General features: G+C 75.8%; 2 protein-coding genes. Both read right to left on the reverse strand.

Going from position 1 to position 20,804, the window contains the following annotated elements:
- Positions 1–46: 46 nt before the first annotated feature.
- The gene (fabD, locus tag CLV40_RS40300; protein WP_281261665.1) at positions 47–3,235 is read right to left on the reverse strand and encodes an ACP S-malonyltransferase; all 3,189 of its coding nucleotides are present in this window, start codon (positions 3,233–3,235) and stop codon (positions 47–49) included.
- Positions 3,232–20,796 (reverse strand): non-ribosomal peptide synthetase, encoded by a 17,565-nt coding sequence (locus CLV40_RS16825; protein ID WP_219824005.1) that lies wholly within the window; start codon positions 20,794–20,796, stop codon positions 3,232–3,234. The genes fabD and CLV40_RS16825 overlap by 4 nt, the downstream gene beginning before the upstream one ends.
- Between the last annotated feature and the right edge of the window lie 8 nt (positions 20,797–20,804).

The raw sequence follows: 20,804 nt of genomic DNA on the forward strand, positions 1-20,804 counted from the left end.
AACGCCGCCGGGTCGAAATCGGCCCGGCGGCGCGGGATCCACGTGGTTAGCGGAGTGCCGCGAGGCGGTCGGCGATGTGGGTCGCGGCGCCTTCCAGGAGGGTGTCGGCGATGGCCTCCACCGTGCGGGCCTGCCACGGGTCCAGGGACGTGCCCTCGACCACCTGGTTGAACGCGCCCATCGCGGGTCCGCAGTGCACCAGGAAGTCCACTCGGGAACGGGTGTCGCCCGCCAGGGCCGACCGGAGGCCGCGGTCGAAGTAGCCCCGGAAGAGCTTCGCCAGGTCGGCCTTCCCGTCCCCGGTGGGGGTCGGGGCGTCCACCCCGCCCAGGTACTTGGTGAGCACCTGGGCGCGGGTGTCGCTGTCCAATTCGGACAGGGCGCCGTGCCTGCGCCACAGTTCGTGCAGGCGGGATGCCCTGGCCGGGAAGAACAGTCCGCGCTTGAGGTAGCGGGCGCGGGCGCCCAGTTCGAACAGGGGGCCCCACGGGGCTGTCTCGATGTCGTACTCGTGGGCTTGGTGCAGGAGGTCCTTCACGGCGGGGCTGGTGGCCGCCTCCACCGAGCACTGGTTGACCGAGCCGGTGAGGATGAAGTCCGCGCCGAGCAGGAACGCCGCCGCTGCCGCCGCCGGGCTGCCGATGCCGCCCGCGCAGCCGATGTGGACGTGGTGGCCGGACGGGGTGGTCGAGCGGTCCCGCAGCCCGCGGACCGCGGGCAGGAGGGTGAGCAGGTCCGCGTTGGCGGTGACCCAGCCACCGTCGGCCTCCACGCAGAGGTCGTCGGCCACGGGCCTGGTCGCGGCGGCCGCGGCTTCCGCCTCGGTGACCGCGCCGTCGGCGACCAGGCGGCGGACCAGGTGCTCGGGCGGGGGCGCCAGGAACTCGGCCGCGATGTCGGTGCGGGCCACCTTGGCCAGGATCCGGCCGCCCTTGAGGCGGAACTTGACCAGGGCCGGGGTGAGCACCGGGAAACCCGAGGCCTCGACCAGGTCCACGCCGTGCCGGAGCAGGACGTCGACCAGGCCGAGTTCCTCCTCCGGGGCGCCGTGGCGGTAGAGGACGTTCGCGCCGAACGCGCCGGAGAGGCCGAGGTCGCCGACCAGGCCGCGCACCTCGTGCTCGACCTCCGCCGGTGCCAGTCCGCCGGTGCCGAGGAAACCGAGCAGGCCCGCCTTGGCCAGGGAACCCAGCATCTCCCGGCCGGAGACCCCGCCGTAGAGGGAACCCGCCAGGTAGGCCCGGCGCAGGCCGTACCGCTCGCGGAAGGTGCGGGCGCCGAGCGAGTCCGCGTCCGGCGCGGCAGGCACGGCAGGTACCGCGGCAGCGGGAGCGGTGGCGGCGGGAACAGCGGTGGCGGGGAGGGCAGGGGCGGCCAGCGGGTCGGCGGCCGCCCTGATCTTGGCGACCAGCTTGGTCAGCACCTGCCCCGGTCCTAACTCGACGAACTCGAACTCGCCCAGGCCCATCAGCGAGCGGACCGTCTCGGTCCAGCGCACCGGGGCGGCGATCTGGGCGGTCAGGGTCTTGGCCACCTCGCCGGGCCGGTACGGCTTGGCGTCGATGTTGGCCAGGACCGGGATCACCGGGTCCGCCAGCGGGAAGCCCGCCAGGAACGGGGCGAACTCCTCGGCGGTGCCGCGCATGTGGCGGGAGTGGAAGGGGGCGCTCACGTGCAGGCGGACCGCGCGGGCGCCCGCGGCCTCGAACGCCGCGCAGGCGCGGCCGATCTCCTCGTCCGGGCCGGAGAGGACGAACTGGTCGGGCGCGTTGTGGTTGGCCAGGTCCAGGCCGGTGAGGCCCGCTTCGGCCAGCACGCGGGTGATCGTGGGCTCGTCGGTGCCGACGACGGCCGCCATCGAGCCGCCGCCCGCCGCCGCCATCAGCGCGCCGCGCCGGTGGACGAGGCGCAGACCGGTTTCGAAGTCGAACACGCCCGCGGCGAACAGGGCCACGTACTCGCCGAGGCTGTGGCCGACCAGGTAGTCCGGCGGCGTGGGGTCCGCGGCTCGGCGGTCCAGCCAGGTCAGCGCGCTCACCACGTACAGGGCGGGCTGGGTGAACTCGGTCCTGGCCAGCTCGCGGCGCGGGTCGTCGACGCACAGCTCGCGGATCGAGTAGCCGAGCACGCGGTCGGCGGTGGCGGTGTGCTCGGGGTAGCGCTCGAACAACTCCGCGCCCATGCCCCGCCGCTGCGAGCCCTGACCTGGGAATCCGTAGACCTTCACGACGTGCGCCTTCCTCGCGGGGGCTGGGGGGACGGGGGCCGGGTCGGCCGCGGCGTCGCGCGCGCGGTCCACCACCCCGGGGTCGTGCCCGAACGGGCTGAACAGGGGCATCGACCAGGAACGGGAACCCGACCGCGGGGTGTTGCGGGCGAAGTTGTGCAGGGTGCCCCCCGGGCCGAGGTCCAGGTACAGGAACTCGCCCCGGTCGGCCAGCGCGGCCATCGCCGCGCCGAACTCGATGGGGGCGCGGACCACGCGGGCGAAGTGGTCGGCGGTCGGCCGGTCCACCACCGAGCCGTCCACACAGGACACCCAGGGCACCTGGGCCGGGGCGAAGCGCACGGCCCGCAGCGCGTCGCGGTTCTCCCGCAGCACACCGTCCATCAGCCGCGAGTGGTAGCCGTGCTCCACCGGCACCCGTTGGTGCAGCACGTCCGCGGCGCGCAGTTGCGCCTCCGCGCGGCCGATCGCCTCGGTGGTGCCCGCGACGACGAAGTGCCCGGGGTAGTTGCGGGCGGCCACCTCGCAGTCGGCCAGGGCGGGGGCCAGGTCGTGCGCCTCGGGTCCGGCCAGCACCGCCAGCATCCCGCCCGGCGGTGCCGAGCGCAGGCAGCGGGCCTGGTCGACCAGCAGCCGCAGGCAGTCCGCGGCGCTCAGGCAGCCCGCCACGACCGCGGCCGCGTACTCGCCGAGGCTGCTGCCCAGCAGGTACGCGGGGCGCACCCCGGCCGCCCGCAGCATCTCCGCCGCCGCCAGCTCGACCATCACGATGGCCGGGTGGGTCAGCCGCGTGTCGGTGAACAGCTCGTCCCGCCGCTTGCCCGGGTCGAACACCGCGGCCAGCACCGACTCGCCGAGTTCGGCCCGCACCGTGGCGTCGTGCCGGTCCAGCGCCGCCCGGAACACCGCGTTCGAGTCGTAGAGGTCCCGGCCCATCCGGTAGTACTGCGACCCCTGCCCGGAGAACATGAAGACGACGGGCAGCCGCTCCCGCTGCGCCGGGGTCACCGGTACGCGTCCCAGAACATGCCGCCTGCCGGGACCTCCACCGGGGCCGGGGCGGGGGTGACCGGCTCGTCCCAGAAGAGGCCCTGCGATTCGGGGGCAGCCGAGCCGCGGATGACCACCCGGCGGTCGAACCGCGGTTCGGGCAGCGGCGCGCGGCCGGTGTGGCCCGCCGGGGCCGGGGCGAGCAGGACGTGGGCGTTGGTGCCGCCGTCGGCGAAGCAGTTCAGCGCGGCGACCCCGGCCTCGCGCGGCCACGCCGCTGCCCGCCGCGGGAAGTACAGCGGCGAGGCGTCCAGGTCGTAGTGCGCGAGCGGCTGCTGCCCGGAGCGGAACGGCACCTGCTCGCCGTGGCTGAGCATCAACACCACCTTGATGAACGCGGCGATGCCCTCGGCGGCGAGCGGGTGGCCGATGTTCGGCTTCACCGAGCCCAGCGCCACCGGCTGCGCGGACCCGGTCCGGTAGACCGATTCCACCGCCTTGAGCTCCAGCAGGTCGGTGATCACCGAGCCGGAACCGTTGGCCTCCACCCAGCCGACGTCGGCCGCGGCGTGCCCGCTGCGCGCCAGCGCCCGCAGCATGACGTCCTTCTGCGCCTGGAGGTTCGGCGTGGCCGGGCCCGCGGTGCGGCCGTCGTTGTTGATCGCGATGCCGGACAGCACCGCCAGCACCCGGTCGCCGTCGGCGCGGGCCCGCTCCAGCGGCTTGAGCACCACCACGCCGACGCCCTCGCCGAGCACCAGACCCGCCGCGCGGCTGTCGAACACGTGGAACTCCGCACCCGGGTTGAGCAGGCCGCGCTTGCCGAACACCCGGTGGGCGCGGTCGTCGGCGAGCAGGCTCACCCCGCCGACCACCGCCGCCTCCAGGTCACCCGCGCGCAGCGCCTGGACGGCCATGTCCATCGCCACCAGCGCCGAGGAGCACGCGGTGTCGACCACCACGCTCGGGCCGCGGAAGTCGAAGAACTGGGACACGTTGGCGGACAGGTAGTTCTGCCCGGTCACCACGACCGGGTTGCGGGAGCGGTCGAGCCGGTCCGCGTCGGCGGTGTGGGTGTTGCGGCCACCGACGTAGACGCCGACCTCGCGGCCCTTGAGGTCCTCGGGCCGGTACCCGGCGTCGTGCACCGCCCGGCTGACCTCCTCCAGCAGCAGCAGCGCCTGCGGGTCCATCGCCACCACGTCGGACTCGTCGAGCAGGAAGGCCTCCGGGTCGAACCGGAGCACCTCGTCGAGCAGCCCGGCGTGGAAGTCCACCGGCCTGCCGAACCGCGCGGCCGGGACCGGTCGCAGCGCGGTGTCCCCGCCGCGCAGGAGCCGCCAGTAGTCGGCCGCGGACGGTGCCTGCGGGAACCGGCAGGACAGACCGACGACCGCGATCTCGGTGCTCCGCCGGACCTCGGAGACCACCGCCGGGGTCACCGGGGCGGTGACCGGGCTGGGCGCGGCGGTCGGGCTGGGCGCAGCGGTGTCGGTGCCGAACTCGGCCCCCAACCGCTCCGGGAACTCCGCGGCGAGGTAGCTCGCGAACCCGTCCGTGGTCGGGTGCTCCAGCAGCGCCGACGGGTCGACCGACACGTCGAGCCGCTTGGCCACCGTCTGCACCAGCTGCGACACCATGATCGAGTCCAGCCCGTAGTCGTGCACCGGCACGTCCCCGGCCAGCTTGGCCCGGTCGAACCGCAGTTCGGTGGCCAGTTGGTCCAGCAGCCACGAGGACACCGCGGCCACCGCGGCACCCGTCGCCACCGGTGCCTGGACCCGCGCGGCCGGTGCGGCCGGTGCGGGTGCGGTCGGGGTGTGCGGGTGGCGGTGGGTCAGCCGCTCCGGGTGCCAGTCGGCACCGGGCCGGACCACCGCGGGCAGCACCACCCGGGCACCGGAGGCCAGCGCCCGCTCCAGCAGCGCCAGGCCCTGCCGGTCGGACAGCGCGGCCAGCCCCGAGGCCAGGTAGGCGGCACTGCGCGCCTCGCCCATGCCGGTGTCGCGCCAGCTCGGCCACTGCACGCTGACGATCGGCAGCCCGTGCGGGCGCGCCTCCGCCACGGCGTCGAGGTAGCCGTTGGCCATCGCGTAGTCGCTCTGCCCCACGGCCAGCTGCGGGATGGCCGCGGCGACCGAGGAGTACACGACGAACAGGCTCAGCGGCTCGTCGCGGAAGCAGTCGACGAGGGCGTCCACGCCGAACACCTTGGGGCCGAGCACCCGGCCGATCGCGTCGGCGGGCTTGCGGACGAACGCGGGGTTCTCGAAGTCGGTCGTGCCCGCGCTGTGCACCACACCGCCGACCGGGCCCAGCCGCCGCTTGACCTCGGCCAGCGCCTTGGCCACCTGCTCGCGCTCCTCCAGCGCGACGGCCAGCACCTCCACCTGCACGCCTTGGTCGGCCAGCTGCGCCAACGGCCGCAGCTTGCGGCCCAGCGCGGTGTCCTCGGCGATGTGCGCCGCCCACCGCTCGCGCGGGGGCAGCTCCTCGCGGCCGGCCAGCACCAGCTTGCGGACGCCGTGCTCGGCGACGAAGTGCCGGGCGGTCAGCAGCCCGATGCCGCGCGTGCCGCCGGTCACCCAGAGCACGTGGTCGGCCGGGAACCGCACCGGGTTACCGGCGCTCGCGGTCAGTTCGCGCAGTTCGGCGGTGTGCCTGGCACCGTCCCGATAGGACACTTCGGCGGGGTCGCCGTCGGCGCGCAGCTCCTCGACCACGATCAGGCACAGCTCGTCGTCGCCCGCGCCGCCCACGGCCACGTGCCGCGACCGGAGCTGCCGGTACTCGCTCTGCAACATCCGGTACAGGCCCGTGCGGGCGGCTCCGCCGAGCGAGCCGTCGCGGGAGACCAGCAGTGCGGTCGCCTCCCGGCGGCCCAGGTCGACCAGTCGTTGCAGCCAGGCGACCCAGGTCGGCAGCAGGGCGTGGGACCGCTCGCCGCAGCCCGCGAGGTCGACCACCGCGTCGTAGGCGTCCCACCGGGTGTCCGCGGCGGCCAGGTCGGCCTCAAGCCTGCCCGGGTCGAGCACCTCGGCGCCGGGCAGCGCGGCGGCCACCCTCGCGGCGAGCGCCTCGGTGCCGGGCGCGGCGAGCACGGCGGTGCGGGTCGGGGCGGCGCCGCGGCCGGTGATCGGCGCGGGCACCCAGTGCCGGGTCAGCAGCGCCCCGGCGTCCTCGGCCACCGGTGCGGCGCCCAGCGCGGCCAGCTCGGCGTCCGCGGCGGGCAGCCAGACCCGGTCGCCGCCGAACGGGTAGCCGGGCAGCGCGGTGCGGGCGGGCCGGGTCGGGTGCAGCGCCGACCAGTCCACCCGCTGCCCGGCCAGCCAGGCCGCGGCGAACGCGTCCGGGTCGGCGGCGGGGGCCTCGCCCGGCGCGGGCCTGCGCGGGTCCACCACGCCGGTCCGGGTCCGCGCGCCGGTGGTCCCGGCGGCGAACCGGTCCAGCTCCGCGACCAGCTCGGGCAGCGCGTCGAACCGGACCGCCAGCCGGTGCGCCATCGCCTCGCGGCCGGATTGCAGCGTCCACGCCACCTCGGCCGGGGCCGGGTCGGCGCCGCGCAGGTGGTCGGCCAGCCTGCGGGCCTGGGCCACCAGCCGGTCGGCGTCGCGGGCGGACAGCACCGCCACCTGCGGCCCGGCCGGGGCCGGGGCGGCAGGCCCGGCGGTGAACTCCTGGAGGATCACGTGGGCGTTGGTGCCACCCGCGCCGAACGAGCTGACGCCCGCCGTGCGCGGTCGCGCGGCACCGCCCGCGCCCACCCGCGACGGCCACGGGGCCAGCTCCCGCTGCACCTCGAACGGGGTGGCGTCGAAATCGATGTTCGGGTTCAGCCGGTCGGCGTGCAGGGACGGGGCCAGCTCGCCGTGGCGCAGTTGCAGCAGCACCTTGGTCACCGCCGCGATGCCCGCCGCGGACTCGGCGTGCCCGATGTTCGACTTCACCGAGCCGATCGGCAGCCGCTCGGGGTTGTCCCCGCCGAACGCGCGCAGCATGCCGTTGACCTCCACCGGGTCGCCCAGCGCGGTGCCGGTGCCGTGCGCCTCCAGGTAGTCCAGGTCGGTCGGGCGCAGCCCGGCCCGGTCCAGCGCGGTGCGCACCAGGTCGCCCTGGGCCTCGGGGTTGGGCACGCTGTAGCCCGCCCCGGCGCCGCCGTGGTTGACCGCGGTCGCCTTGACCACCGCCAGCACCCGGTCGCCGTCGGCCAGCGCCCGGTCCAGCCGCTTGAGCAGCACCGCGCCGGAGCCCTCGGCGGGCACGTAGCCGGTGCCGCCCTCGCCGAAGCTGCGGCAGCGGCCGTCGGCGGCCAGGAAGCCGCGCTGCGCCAGCTGCAGGAACTTCACCGGGTGGCTGGAGATGTTGACCCCGCCCGCGACGGCCACCTCGCAGTCGCCGTTGCCGATCGCCAGGCACGCCTGGTGGATGGTGACCAGCGCCGAGGAGCACATCGTGTCCAGCGCGACGCTGGGGCCGGTGAAGTTGTAGAAGTAGGACACCCGGTTGGCCACCGAGGCGTAGGAGGAGGAGGTGGCGAAACCCTTGCCCGCCAACGCGTCCTGCACCCCGTAGAGCTGGTAGTGGCCGTACATCATCCCGACGAACACGCCGGTCCGGCTGCCGCGCAACCGCTCGCGGGTGTAGCCGGCGTCCTCCAGCAGGTGCCACACCGTCTCCAGGAACACCCGCTCCTGCGGGTCGGTGTGCTCGGCCTCGATCTGCGACATCCGGAAGAACAGCGGGTCGAACCGGTCCGCGCCGCGCACGAAACCGCCCCACTTGCCGTAGGTCTTGCCGGTGGCGGTCCGGTCCGGGTCGTGGAACACGGCGTGGTCCCAGCGCTCGCCGGGGATCTCCTCGACGCTGTCCACGCCCGCGCGCAGGTTGCGCCAGAACTCGTCCACGTCGTCGGCGCCGGGGTAGCGGCCCGCCACGCCGATGATCGCGATGTCGGCCCGTTCGGCCACCGGTTCGACCTGGGCGCTCACCTCGACCACCGGTGTGGCCGCGGGGAGCGCGACCTGGGCGGGTTCGGTCGCGGTGGGTTCCGCGCCGGGCGCGGTGGCGAAGGCGGCCGGGTGCGCGGCGGCCAAGTGGTCGGCCAGGGCGCGCACGCTGACGTACTCGAACAGCAGCGTCTTCGACAGCGGCCCCAGGTGCTCCTCCAGCCGCCGCGCCACGCTCATGGTGATCAGCGAGTCGACGCCGTAGTGCTCGAACGGCTCGGTCACGACGATCTCCGGCGCGGGCAGTTTCAGCTCCTCGGCGAGGATCCGCAGCACCAGTTCCTCCGCGGCGGGCGGGTTGTCCGCGGGCGCCGGGGCAGCGAGCGGCCGGTCGGCGGGACCGCCGGTCAGCGCGGCGAGCACCTTCTCCGGCTCGCCCGGGGTCAGCAGCAGCGCCGGGGCGGTGGTGCCCAGCGCCCGGTCGAGCGCGGCCAGGCCCTGGGCCGTGCGCACCGGCCGCATCCCCAGCACCCGGCCCATGTACTCGATCGCGGGCTCGTCGACGCGCATCGCCCCGTCCGCCCACACCGGCCAGGCGGCGGCCAGCGTGCGGCCCCGGCGGGCACCGAGGGCGCGCAGGCGCTCCCGGCGGTCGGCGAAGTGGTCGAGGAAGGCGTTGGCGAACGCGTAGTCGGTCTGGCCCGCGTTGCCGAAGGCCGCGGCGGCCGAGGAGAACGCCACGAAGTAGTCCAGCGGCTCGTCCCTGGTCGCCTCGTCGAGCAGCGCGGCGCCGCGCACCTTGGCGGCCAGCACGGCGTCGGCGGCGGCCCGGTCCTTGCCCGCGAGCAGCCCGTCGCGCAGCACCCCGGCCGCGTGCACGACTCCGCGCACCGGCCCGAACACCAGCCGGGCCTCGTCGAGCAGCGCCCGCACCCCGGCCGGGTCGGACACGTCGGCGAGCACGACCCGAGCGCCGATCGCCGCCGCCCGCTCCCGCGCCCGGGTACCCGGTTCGGTGCGCGCGGCCAGCACCAGTCCGCCCGAGGTGGCCCCGGCGGCCCGGCGCGCGCCCGCCACGTGCTCGGCGATCAGCAGACCCAGCGCACCGGTGCCACCGGTGATCACGTGCGCGCCCGCCCCGGTGAACACCGGCTCGCCCACCTCCGGCAGCACCACCCGGCGCCACGACCGGCGGGACCGGCCCGCCCCGTCCACGCGGACCTCGACATCGTCGGAGATCCGCAGGTCGGCGAGCACGGCGGTGGTGAAGTCGACCTCGGCGGCCACCGCCAGCACCCCGGCGTCGATGGCGGGGTGCTCCTGGCGCACCGACCGCAGGAAGGCGGCCATCGCCGGGTGCGCCGGGGAAGTGGCGGGCTCGCGGTGGGCGAAGCGGTAGTGCAGGGCACCCCCGCGCTCCCGCTGCCACGCCCGGAAGAAGTCCGCCGCGGCGTGGAAGGCGCCCGCCACGGCCTCGGTGGCGTCGGGGGACTCGCCTGCCAGGTGCAGGACGTGCGCCGTGGCGCCGGTCAGCCCGCGCACCGCCGCCGTGGCGTCGAACCGGTCGTCGACCGCGATCCGCCGCGCGTCGACACCCTCCGCGGCCAGCGCCGCCACCGCCGCGTGGCCGTGCGCGCCCGCGTCCAGCACCAGCACCGGACCGGTCAGCTCGCGGTCGGCGGTTCCGGCGGGCTCCCAGGTCGGCTCGAACGCGGACACCACGTCGGCGCCCCGCCGCGGCACCGCCCGCAGGGTGAACCCCTCGACCGCTACCAGCACCTCCCCGTCGGCGTCGAGCAGCCGCACGTCGAAGCGCAGCACCCCGGTCGGGGTGGCGCCCGCGGCGGGCAGCGCGTGGGCGTACACCTCGGCGGGCAGCGCGCCGAACACCCGCACCGACCCGAGGGAGAACGGCAGGTACGGCACCGGGGACGCCGGGTCGCCCGCGCCGGGCGCCAGCCTGCCCGCGGCCTGGAGCGCGGCGTCGAGCAGGGACGGGTGCAGCACGTACGCGCCCGCGTCGGCGCGGCGCGCCTCGGGCAGCCGGAGCGCGGCGAGCACCTCGCCCTCGCCCAGCGCCAGCTCGTGGATCGCCCGGAAGCTGGGGCCGTAGTCGAACCCGAGCCGGTCGAACGCGGCGTAGCACTCCCGCGCGCCGGACACCTCCGGGCACCGGGCCCGCACGGCGGCGAGGTCGACCCGAGCGGGCCGATCGGCGGGATCGGTGCCGAAGGTGCCGCTCGCGTGCACGGCCTCGCCCGCCACCTCGAACGACGACCCGCGCACCGTGACCCGCAACGGCGGCCCACCCGCCCGGACCGGGGCGGCCCAGGTCAGGTCGTGCACCCGGCGGACCGGGGCGCCGGTGGCCAGCTCACCGGCCAGCCGCGCCATCTCCAGGTACGCCACCCCGGCCAGCACCGGCGCACCGCCCACGACGTGCTCGCCGAGGAAGAACTCCGCACCGGTCAACGCCTTGGTGAAGGTGTGGGTGTCCCCGGTGGTCTCCAGCGAGTCCAGCAGGGTCGGGTGCAGCGGTCGTGGGCGCACGGGATCGACCCAGTGCCGGGTCCGGGCGAACGGGTAGGTCGGCAGGTGCACCCGGCGGCGCCGGGCCCCCGCGTGCAGCACCCGCCAGTCGACCTCGGCGCCGGACAGCCACGCCGTCACCGCGGCGGCAGGGTCTGCCGTCGCGGTGACGGACCCGGCGTCCCGATCGTGGTCGACCCGCGCGGTGCGCACCGCGGACGGGCGACCCGCCAGGTGCTCCACCAGCTCGGCGCGCAGGTCGGCGGCGTGGGCGCTGACCACGGCGAGCCGGTGCGCCATCGGCTCCCGGCCCACCTGCAACGTGAACGCCAGGTCGGCGGCCGACACCCGGTGCTCGCCGAGGTGGTCGGCCAGCCGGGCGGCGGCGGCCCGCAGCGCGTCGGCGTCGCGGGCGGAGAGCACGAACGCCTGCTCGGCCCCGGTGCCCCGCCCCTGCTCGGACGACATGTCCGGTCCCTCCATCAGGTATTCCTCCAGCACCACGTGCGCGTTCGCCCCGCCGAAGCCGAACGAGCTGACCCCACCGCGGCGCGGCAGCTCCGCCCCGGCGGCGTCGGTGCGCCGGGGCCACGCCCGCGCGGTCGCGGCCACCTCGAACGGCCCGCCCGCCAGGTCCAGGTACGGGTTCCGCTCGCGGAAGTGCAGGCTGGCCGGGATGGTGCCCTCGCGCAGCGCCAGCACCACCTTGAACAGCCCGGCCACCCCCGCGGCGGCCTCCAGGTGGCCGATGTTGGTCTTCACCGAGCCGAGCACCGGACCGGCGGCGGGCGCCGGGGCGTCGCCGCGCAGCCTGCGGAACGCGCCGCTGAGGCCCTCGGTCTCGATCGGGTCGCCGAGCGCGGTGCCGGTGCCGTGCGCCTCGATGTAGCCCACGGTGTCCAGCGGCACGTCCGCCGCCCGGTAGGCCTCGACCAGCAGGTCGGCCTGGGCGTCCGGGTTGGGCGCGGTCAGCGAGGTGGTCCGGCCGCCGTGGTTGACCGCCACCGCGCGGATCACCGCGTGCGGGGCGTCGCCGTCGAGCACCGCCGCGTCGGCGGGCTTGAGCACGACCACCCCGGCGCCCTCGCCGCGCACGTACCCGTCGGCGCGGCTGTCGAAGGCCTTGCAGCGCCCGTCCGGGCTGAGCATCTCGCCCTGGCTGAGCGCCTCGAACACCGAGGGCGACAGCATCAGGCTGACCCCGCCCGCGATGGCCAGGTCGCAGGTGCCGTCGCGCAGCGCCGCGCACGCCTGGTGCACCGCGGTCAGCGCGCCGGAGCAGGCGGTGTCCACCGCGATCGACGGGCCGCGCAGGTCCAGCAGGTAGGACACCCGGTTCGGGATGATCGACAGCGCCGCGCCGGTGAGCGTGTGCCCCTCGTTGCCGCGGCCTGCCGCGCGCTGCACGTCCAGGTAGTCGGAGTTGGTCGCGGACAGGAACACCCCGACCCGCTTGCCCGCCAGGTCCGAAGGCCGGTGGCCCGCGTCCTCGACGGCCGCCCAGACGACCTCGAGCACCAGCCGCTGCTGCGGGTCCATCAGCTCGGCCTCGCGCGGGCTGATGCCGAAGAACGCCGCGTCGAAGCGGTCCACGTCCGGTGCGAAACCGCCCCAGCGCGACCGGGAGCGGGGCTGCTCGCGCCAGTCCCAGCGCTCCGCCGGGATCTCACCGACCAGGTCGTCGCCCGCGAGGAGGTGGTCCCAGAACTCGCGCAGGTCCGTGGACCCGGGCAGCCGACCGGCCATGCCGATGATCGCCACCCGGTCCCCGCGGCCCCGCTGCTCGCCCCGGACCCGCTCCGGCGCGGCAGCGGCGGCTGCGTCCATTGTGGATTCGGCGCCGAAGTGCGGGGCCAGGTCGGCGGCGTGGTTCTCCCACAGGTGCTCGGCGATCGAGAGCAGGGTGCCGCGCCGGTAGAACAGCGTGGGGTAGACCTCGATGCCGTAGGCCCCGCGCAATTCGGCGGCGAGTGCGGTGAAACCGACCGAGTTCATGCCCACCTCGCCCAGTGGCGTGCGGGCGCCGACCTCGGTGGCGGGCACCTCGGCCAGCCGGGACACGACCTGGGCCAGCGCCGCCACCAGCGCGCCGACCCGCCCGTCGCGGATCGCCGTCCGGGTGGGTCCCGCGACCGGATCGCCCGCGCCGAACCGCGCGCGCAGGTCCGGTAGCGGCAGCGCGGCCAGCGTCGAGCGGTCCACCTTGCCGTTGAGCGTGTGCGGGAAACCGGTCACCCGGACCAGGGTGTCGGGGACCATGTGCTCGGGCAGCCAGGTCGCCAGGTGCTCCTTCGCCGGGTCCGCGGCGCCTTCGGCCAGGGTGTAGCAGGCGAGCAGCGTGTGGTTGGCCGGGCCGTGCGAGCGGGCGACGACCACGGCGTCCTCGACCCCGGCCACCCGGCGCAGCGCGACCTCGACCTCCTCCAGTTCCACCCGGAACCCGCGCACCTTGACCTGCGAGTCGAGCCTGCCCAGGTATTCGATGCGGCCGTCGTCGAGCCCGCGCACCAGGTCGCCGGTGCGGTACATGCGCCCACCGGCGAACGGATCGGCCAGGAACCGCGCCGCGGTCAGCTCCGGGCGGCCGAGGTAGCCGTCGGCCACGCCGTGCCCGCCGATGTGCAGCTCACCGGGGACGCCGGTCGGCACCGGCCTGCCCGCCCGGTCGAGCACGTACAGCCGGGTGTTCGCGATCGGCTCGCCGATGGTGACCCGGTCACCCGCGCGCAGGTGGCACGCCGTCGACCAGATCGTCGTCTCGGTGGGGCCGTACAGGTTCCACACCGCGCGGTTGCCCGCGACGAGCGCCCGCGCGGTCTCCGGCGGCAGCGCCTCGCCGCCGCACAGCACGGTCAGGTGGGCACCGCCGGTCCAGCCCGCGGCCAGCAGCATGCGCCACGTGGCGGGGGTGGCCTGCACGACGGTGGCGCCGCGGCCCTCGACGGCCTCGCGCAGCCGCACACCGTCCCTGGCCGCCTCGCTGCCCAGCACGTCCACCGTGCCACCGGTGATCAGCGGCAGGTACAGCTCCAGGCCGGAGATGTCGAAGCAGACCGTGGTCAGCGCCAGCAGGGTGTCCCCGGGGCCGAAACCGGGCCGGTCCGCCATCGAGGTCAGGAAGTTGACCAGCGCCCGGTGCGGCACGGCCACGCCCTTGGGGCGGCCCGTGGAGCCCGAGGTGTAGATGACGTACGCGGTGTCCGCAGGCCCGGCCGGGCCGGGGGAGACGGCGGCGGGCGGGTTCTCGCCGGTGTCGACGACCACGCGCGCGACGCCGAGGTCGCCGGGGACGGTGGAATGGGTCAGCACCAGGTGCAGACCGGCGTCCTCGGCCATGTAGGCCAGCCGCTGCGCCGGGTAGGCCGGGTCGAGCGGCACGTACGTGCCACCCGCGGCCTGCACGGCCAACAGCGCCACCGGCAGGTCCTGGTCGCGGGGGAGCAGCACGCCGACCGTGCGGCCCCGGCCGACACCGGCCGCGGTGAGCCGGGCGGCCAGTGCGGTGACCCGGTCGGCCAGCTCGGCGTAGGTCAGCTCGGTGTCGCCGTGGCGCACGGCCACCGCGCCCGGCCGGGTCCGGGCCTGGCGCATGACCAGCTCCCAGACCTGGGTGTCCGCCGGGTAGTCCACCGCGGCGGGCGCGGACAGCCGCGCGCGCTCGGTGGCGGTCAGCAGGTCCAGCTCGCCGACGGTGCTGTCCGGGGTGGCCACGGCGGCGGCGAGCAGGGCGGTGAAGTGCGCTCCCATGCGCTCTGCCGTGGCCTGGTCGAACAGGTCCGGGTCGTACTTGAACGTCCACCGGCAGCCCTCAGCCTGCTCGACGACCTCGAGGGTCAGGTCGAACTCGCCCTCTTGGTGCACGCCCTCCACCGGGCCGAGCACCACGCCGTCGCCGGTGCCGGTGCGCCCGCCGCGGGTCCAGTTCTGGAAGTAGAACGCGACGGTGAACGGCACCGCCGGGGCGCTCGGATCGAGGCGCTTGAGCTCGTCGGCGAGCGTCAGCAGCGGGTAGGCGCTGTGCTCCAGCGCCCCGAGCACCGTGCGGTGCACCCGCTTGAGCAGGGCACGGAACGCCTCGTCGCCGCGCACCTGCTCGGCGAGCACGACCATGTTCATGAAGTAGCCGAGCACGTCGTCGTACCCGGTGGCCGGGCGACCGGTGGTCGGCGTGCCCACGGCCAGCTCGGTCTGCTCGGTGTAGCGGTGCAGCAGCGCGAAGTACGCGGTCAGCAGCACCCCGAACAGCGAGGTCTGCTCGGCGGTGGCCAGCGCCCTGGCCCGATCGGCGACCCCGGCCGGGATGTGCCCGTCCACGCTGGCTCCCCGGAACGCGCGCACCGGCGGGCGCGGGCGGTCCAGCGGCAGCGCGGTCGCGGTTTGCCTGCCGCTCAGCCGCCGCACCCAGTACTCGCGCAGCCGCAGGCCCTCCGCGCTGTCGAGCAGGTCCCGCTGCCAGGCCGCGAAGTCGCCGTAGGTGCGAGCAGGTCGTGCCGCGGGCAACGCCTCGCCCGCGCGCACCGCGCGGTAGCCGCGGTCCAGTTCGCCCAGCAGCAGTGCGATCGACACACCGTCGAAGACGATGTGGTGGAAGTTCAGCAGCAGCGCGTGGCGCCCGTCGCCCAGGGTGTACAGGGTCGCGCGCAGCAGCGGCCCGGCCGCGAGGTCGAACGGGCGGCGCACCTCCACGCGCATCCGGTCGCGCAGGTCGTCATCGCCGATCGAGGTCAGGAACACCTGCTGGAACGGCAGTTCCGGCTCGGCGGCGACCCGCACCAGCGGGCCGCCGTCCCCGTCGTCCACGGTGGCGCGCAGCTCGGCGTGCCGGTCGAGCAGGTCCTGCAGGACCACCCGCAGCGCGAGCACGTCCAGGTCCCGGTCCACCCACAGCGCCAGCGGCAGGTTGTACGCGTGGTTGCCGGGCGCGATCTGCTCGATCACCCACAGCGCCCGCTGGCCCTGCGACAGCGCGTGCGTCGACTCCACCAGCTCCCGGCGCGGCCGCAGCACCCGCGCGGCGACAGCGCCTGCGGCGGACGTGCCCACGGCGGACGTGCCCGCGATCGGCGCGGCCCCGGCGGGAGTGCCCGGCAGGTCCGCCGGAGTGTCCGGTTGGTCCGCCGGGGCAGCCGGCGCGCCGGCGCCCGCGAGCCAGGTCGCGAGCAGGTGCTCGGTCAGCTCGCCCAGGGTGGGCCGCTCGAAGAAGTCGCCGAGCGGGATCGTCACCCCGAAGGCCCCGTCCACCTCGGACACGATCTTCATGCCGCTGAGCGAGTCGAACCCGTAGTCGGCCAGCGGCCGGTCGGGGTCGATCCGCTCGTCCAGCTTGAGCACCCGCTCCACCAGCTCGCGCAGCCGGTCGGCGACCCCGTCCCCGGCGGGCGCGGCGGACCGCTCGGCCCGCGCGGGGGCGGTCGGGCCGGTCGGGGCGGCGTGGCGCACCACGCCGTCGCTCTCGGCGGCCAGCACGGTTTGGGCCAGCGCCTCGTCCACGCCGCCCGGGGTGCGCACGGGGGAGTAGCCCTCCTCCAGCAGCACCCGGGTCCAACTGGCCACCGAGGCCAGCGGCGAGTCCGGCAGCCGCAGCTCGCCGTCGTCGAAGGCCCACCAGCCCTCCAGCACGCCGCCGCCGATGGTCAGCAGCGGGCGCACCGCGGTCAGCTCGTTGAGCACCAGCCAGCCGCCGGGCCGCAGCAGCGCCTTGGCCTTGCGCAGGGTGGCCCGCAGGTCGCTGGTGGCGTGCACGACGTTGGTGGCCAGCACCACGTCCGCGGTGCCCGGCTCGAAGCCCTGCTCGGCGAGGCCGCGTTCTAGGTTGAGCACCTGGTAGTCGGTGAACGGGTAGTCGGCGGCGAACCGCTCGCGCCCGAACTCCAGGAAGCGCGGTGAGATGTCGGTGAAGGTGTAGCCGACGCGGTGCGCGTGCTCGGCGAGCACCGGCAGCACGCACTCGGTCGTGGCCCCGGTACCCGCGCCCAGCTCCACCAGCCGCACCAGCCGGTCCGCGGGGAGCTGCGGCAGCCGCACGTCCAGGAAGCGCCGCACGGTCGCGCGGACGCGCTGGTTGAACAGGTCGGTGAGCGGGTTGCCCTTGTAGAAGTTCGCCACCAGGGCCATCGACGACCCGGGGAACATGATCTCGGTGGCGCCCACCTCGCCGCGCAGGATCCGCGGGTAGGCGGCCAGGAAGAGGCGGTTGAGCGTGGTGGTCGGCTCGATGTCGGGGTAGGCGGTGGCGAGGCGGTCGAACTCGGCCTCCCACGCCGCGCCCAGTGCCGCGTGGTCCACCCCGTCGACGGCGGCCGTAGTGGTCACCCGGTCCCCCTCGCGGGTCAGGAAACCACCGCCCACCAGGATGTTCAGCAGCGCGCTGTGCAGCGGGGCGAACCGGTCCACGATGCCCAGCGCGCGGCGCAGCCGCTCGACGTCGTGCCGCTCGCCCGCGCGGGTGAACGCCCCGAGCCGCTGGTAGGCGCCGAGCAGCACCGGCACGGCGACCGCTTCCAGCTCCTCGTACCCGGCGAGCACCCTGGCCGCGCCCGGGTCGACGTCGTCGGCGGTGTCCCCGGCCGCGATGGCGGCGGCCAGCGCCGCCGGGTGCCCGCCGCCGAGCAGCTCGCCGTCCAGCGCGGGGTCGTGGCCCATGGCGTCGAGGGCGTGCCGGTCGGCGCGGATCGGCATGGCCTGCGCCAGCCCGCTGCCCAGGACCCGCTCCACGGCCGCGATGCCCTCGGCCGCGCTGAACGGGCTGATCCCCAGGCCCGCGAAGATGTCGGAGAGCCCGGCCACCGCGCCGGAGCCGACCTGGCCCCAGTACCCCTGGTTCACCACGGTGACCGGGTAGCCCGCGCGCTCCCGCAGGAACAGGGCGTAGGCGTCCTCCGTGGCGGAGGCGCAGATGTAGGCGCCGTTGGCCGCGAAGCTGCCGAAGGACCCGGCGGAGGAGAAGAAGGACAGGAAGTCCAGCGGCTCGTCGGCCAGGACCGCGGCCAGCGCGGTGGCACCCTCGACCTTGACCCGCGTGGCCCCGGTGAAGGTGGCCTCGTCGAGGGCGGCGAGGGTGTGGTTGTCGAACACCATCGCCGCGTGGATGACGCCGTGCAGACCGCCGAACCGGCGGTGCGCCTCGGCCACGGCGGCGGCCAGGTCGTCGTGGGCGCAGGCGTCGCCGCGCACGTGGGCGACGTCGCCGCCGAGCGCGCGGATCCGCTCGGCAGTGGCCTCGTGCTCGGCGCTCAGCTCGCCGCGGCTGAACCACACGACCCGGGCGTGGTACGCGCGGGCCAGGTGCGTGCTCAGCTCTTGGGCGATGCCGCCGGTGCCGCCGACCACCAGGTAGACGCCGCGGTCGCGGAACACCGGGGCGGTCTCGGGCAGCTCGACCCGGCCCAGGCCGCGGCGGTGGCGGACGCCGCCGCGCACGGCGGTGCAGTGGCCGTCGAGTGGCTCGGCCAGCACGGCCCCGGCGGCGGCGCGGCGCCCGGCGTCGGTGGCCAGCTCGGCGGAGTCGAGGTCGACGCAGGCCACCCGCAGTCCCGGGCGCTCCTTCGGCGCGACTTGGAGCAGGCCGTGCATCCCCGCGGCGAACGGGTTGGCCACCCCCGTCCCGGCGACGTCGACGACATCGCTGGTGACGACGACGACGCGGCTGACCGGCGTGCGCAGCAGGTGGAACAGCGACAGCGACGAGTCGCGCACGTGCTCGGCGACCTCGCGGTCCCCGACACCCGTCTCGACCCGGGCGCCCAGGCCGCCCAGGTGCACGACGAGGTCCGCGCCCGAGGCGCGGGCCGGCCAGTCCGGCCGGTCCAGGCCCACCAGCTCCGCCTGACCGAGCCGGTCGGCGAGGGCCTGGCCGAACGCGGTCGAGGCCGCGGTCACCAGGACGACGGCGCGTCCGCTGTGGACAGCGGGGGTGGCCGGGCGGGCGGGCACCCACAGCGGCCGGTACACCTCGGGGATCTCGACCCGTGCCGCGTCGGCGGTCTTCGCCGGGGCGGTGGTCGGCAGGGCCGGGATCCAGTAGCGCTTGCGGGCGAACGGGTAGGTCGGCAGCTCCACCCGCTCGGCGCCCGCGGCCCCCACGCCCGCCCAGTCCACGTCGACTCCGGTGACCCACAGGGCGCCGATCGAGGCGAGGTCGTGCCGCTCGACGGCGGTGTCGAGCGCGGCGGCCTCCTCGGCGGCGGTGCGCTGGCGGCGGCGGGCCGCGCGGGCGGTGCGCACCCGGTCGCCCGCCGTCCCCTCGGCGTACGCGGCGAACAGGTCGGCGGCCTCGGCCACCGTCTCGGCGGTGAACGCCAGGCGGAACTCGTGGGCGGTGCGACCGGTCTGGAGCGTGTGCGCCACGTCCGCCAGGCGCGGGGCACCCGGGGTCGGATCGGCGGGCAGCGTCGCGGCGACGGCCTCGGCGATGGCGGCGAGCGTGTGCGCGGCGGCCGCGGCGGCGGGCGGTGGGGCGCCCAGCGCGTCGGCCAGAAGTCCGGTCAGGCGGACCCGCTCGGCCACCCCGAACCCGTACTCGGCCAGGTCGGTACCCAGGTCCAACGCGTCGACGGGCACTCCGGCGGTCTCCGCCGCCACCCGCAGGCACAGCCGCTGGGCCTCGGCGAGCGATCCGCCGCCCCCCGGCGCCGGTGCGCCGCGCCGCAGGTGCGCGGCCAGGTCGCGGGCGTACTCGCGCAGCCGGTCCTCGGCCTTCGCCGACAGCACCAGCAGTTGCGCACCGGCGGGTACCGCCCCGGGCTCGCGAGCGGGCACGTGGTCCTCGACGACCACGCAGGCGTTCGCGCCGCCGCCACCGAAGGAGCTGACGATCGCGCGCAGCGGCTGCCCGTCGACCGGGACCCACGGTTCGGCGGCCTGCTGCACCCGGAACCGGGTGGTGTCGAAGTCGATCTCCGGGTTGAGCCGGTCGGAGTGCAGGGAGGCGACCAGGCTGCGGTGGCGCAGTTGCAGCAGCACCTTGGTCAGGCCCGCGATGCCCGCCGCCGATTCCAGGTGACCGATGTTGGACTTGACCGAGCCGACCGACACCACCGGTCGCTCCGCCCGCTCGGCCGGGGTGACCCGCCCGCCGAACGCCTCGACCAGACCGGAGATCTCGATCGGGTCGCCCAGCGGTGTCCCGGTGCCGTGCGCCTCGACGCAACCGATGGTGTCGGCCTCGACCCCGGCCTTGCGCAGCGCCGCGCGGATCACCGCGGCCTGCGCGGCGGAGCTGGGCACGGTGTAGCCGCCGGTCTTGCCCCCGGAGTTGATCGCCGACCCGCGGATCACCCCGAGGATCCGGTCCCGGTCGGCCACGGCCGCGGCCAGCGGCTTGAGCAACACCGCGCCGACACCCTCGCCGTCGACGAACCCGTCCGCGCCCGCGCCGAAGCTGCGCAGCTCGTCCCCGCGCGAGATCATCCCGCGCCGGGCCAGCAGGCCCAGGTGCTTGGGGTGCAGGATCAGGTTGACCCCACCGGCGATCGCAGCGGCGCACTCGCCCGCGGCCAGGCTCTGGCAGGCCAGGTGGATCGCGGTCAGCGAGGCCGAGCAGGCGGTGTCGACCGCCAGGCTCGGCCCGGTGAAGTCGAACGTGTAGGACACCCGGTTGGCGATCGACCAGGCGTCGGAGTGCGCGTCGGTGGCCACGCCCAGCGCGGTGGCCTCGCCGCCCATCCACTCGTAGTCGCTGTTCATCACCCCGACGAACACCCCGACCGGCCCGGCCGCCGCCAGCCGCGCCGCCGGGTACCCCGCGTCCTGCAGGGTGGCCGCCGCGGTGTGCAGGAACAGCCGCTCTTGCGGGTCCATCGCCTCGGCGTCGGCCGGGGAGATGCCGAAGTACAGCGGGTCGAACTTGTCGACGTCGTCGAGGAAGCCCGCCCACTTGCTGTAGGCGCCCGCCGGGTCGAAGTGCGCGTCGGCGTCCCACCGGTCGGCGGGCACCTCCCGCACGCAGTGCCTGCCCGCGAGCAGGTTGTCCCACAGCTGCCGGACCGACCCGGCCAGCGGGTAGCGGCCCGCGACGCCGACGATCGCCACGCCCCCGGTCGCGGGGGCCGGGGTGGTGGCGCTGCCTGCCAGCAGGCTCAGCAGAAGCTTGCGCTTGTCGTCCACGGTTGTCG

Origin of the sequence: Actinokineospora auranticolor, from assembly GCF_002934265.1 — a bacterium.
In the GTDB taxonomy this organism is placed as follows: Bacteria; Actinomycetota; Actinomycetes; order Mycobacteriales; family Pseudonocardiaceae; genus Actinokineospora; species Actinokineospora auranticolor.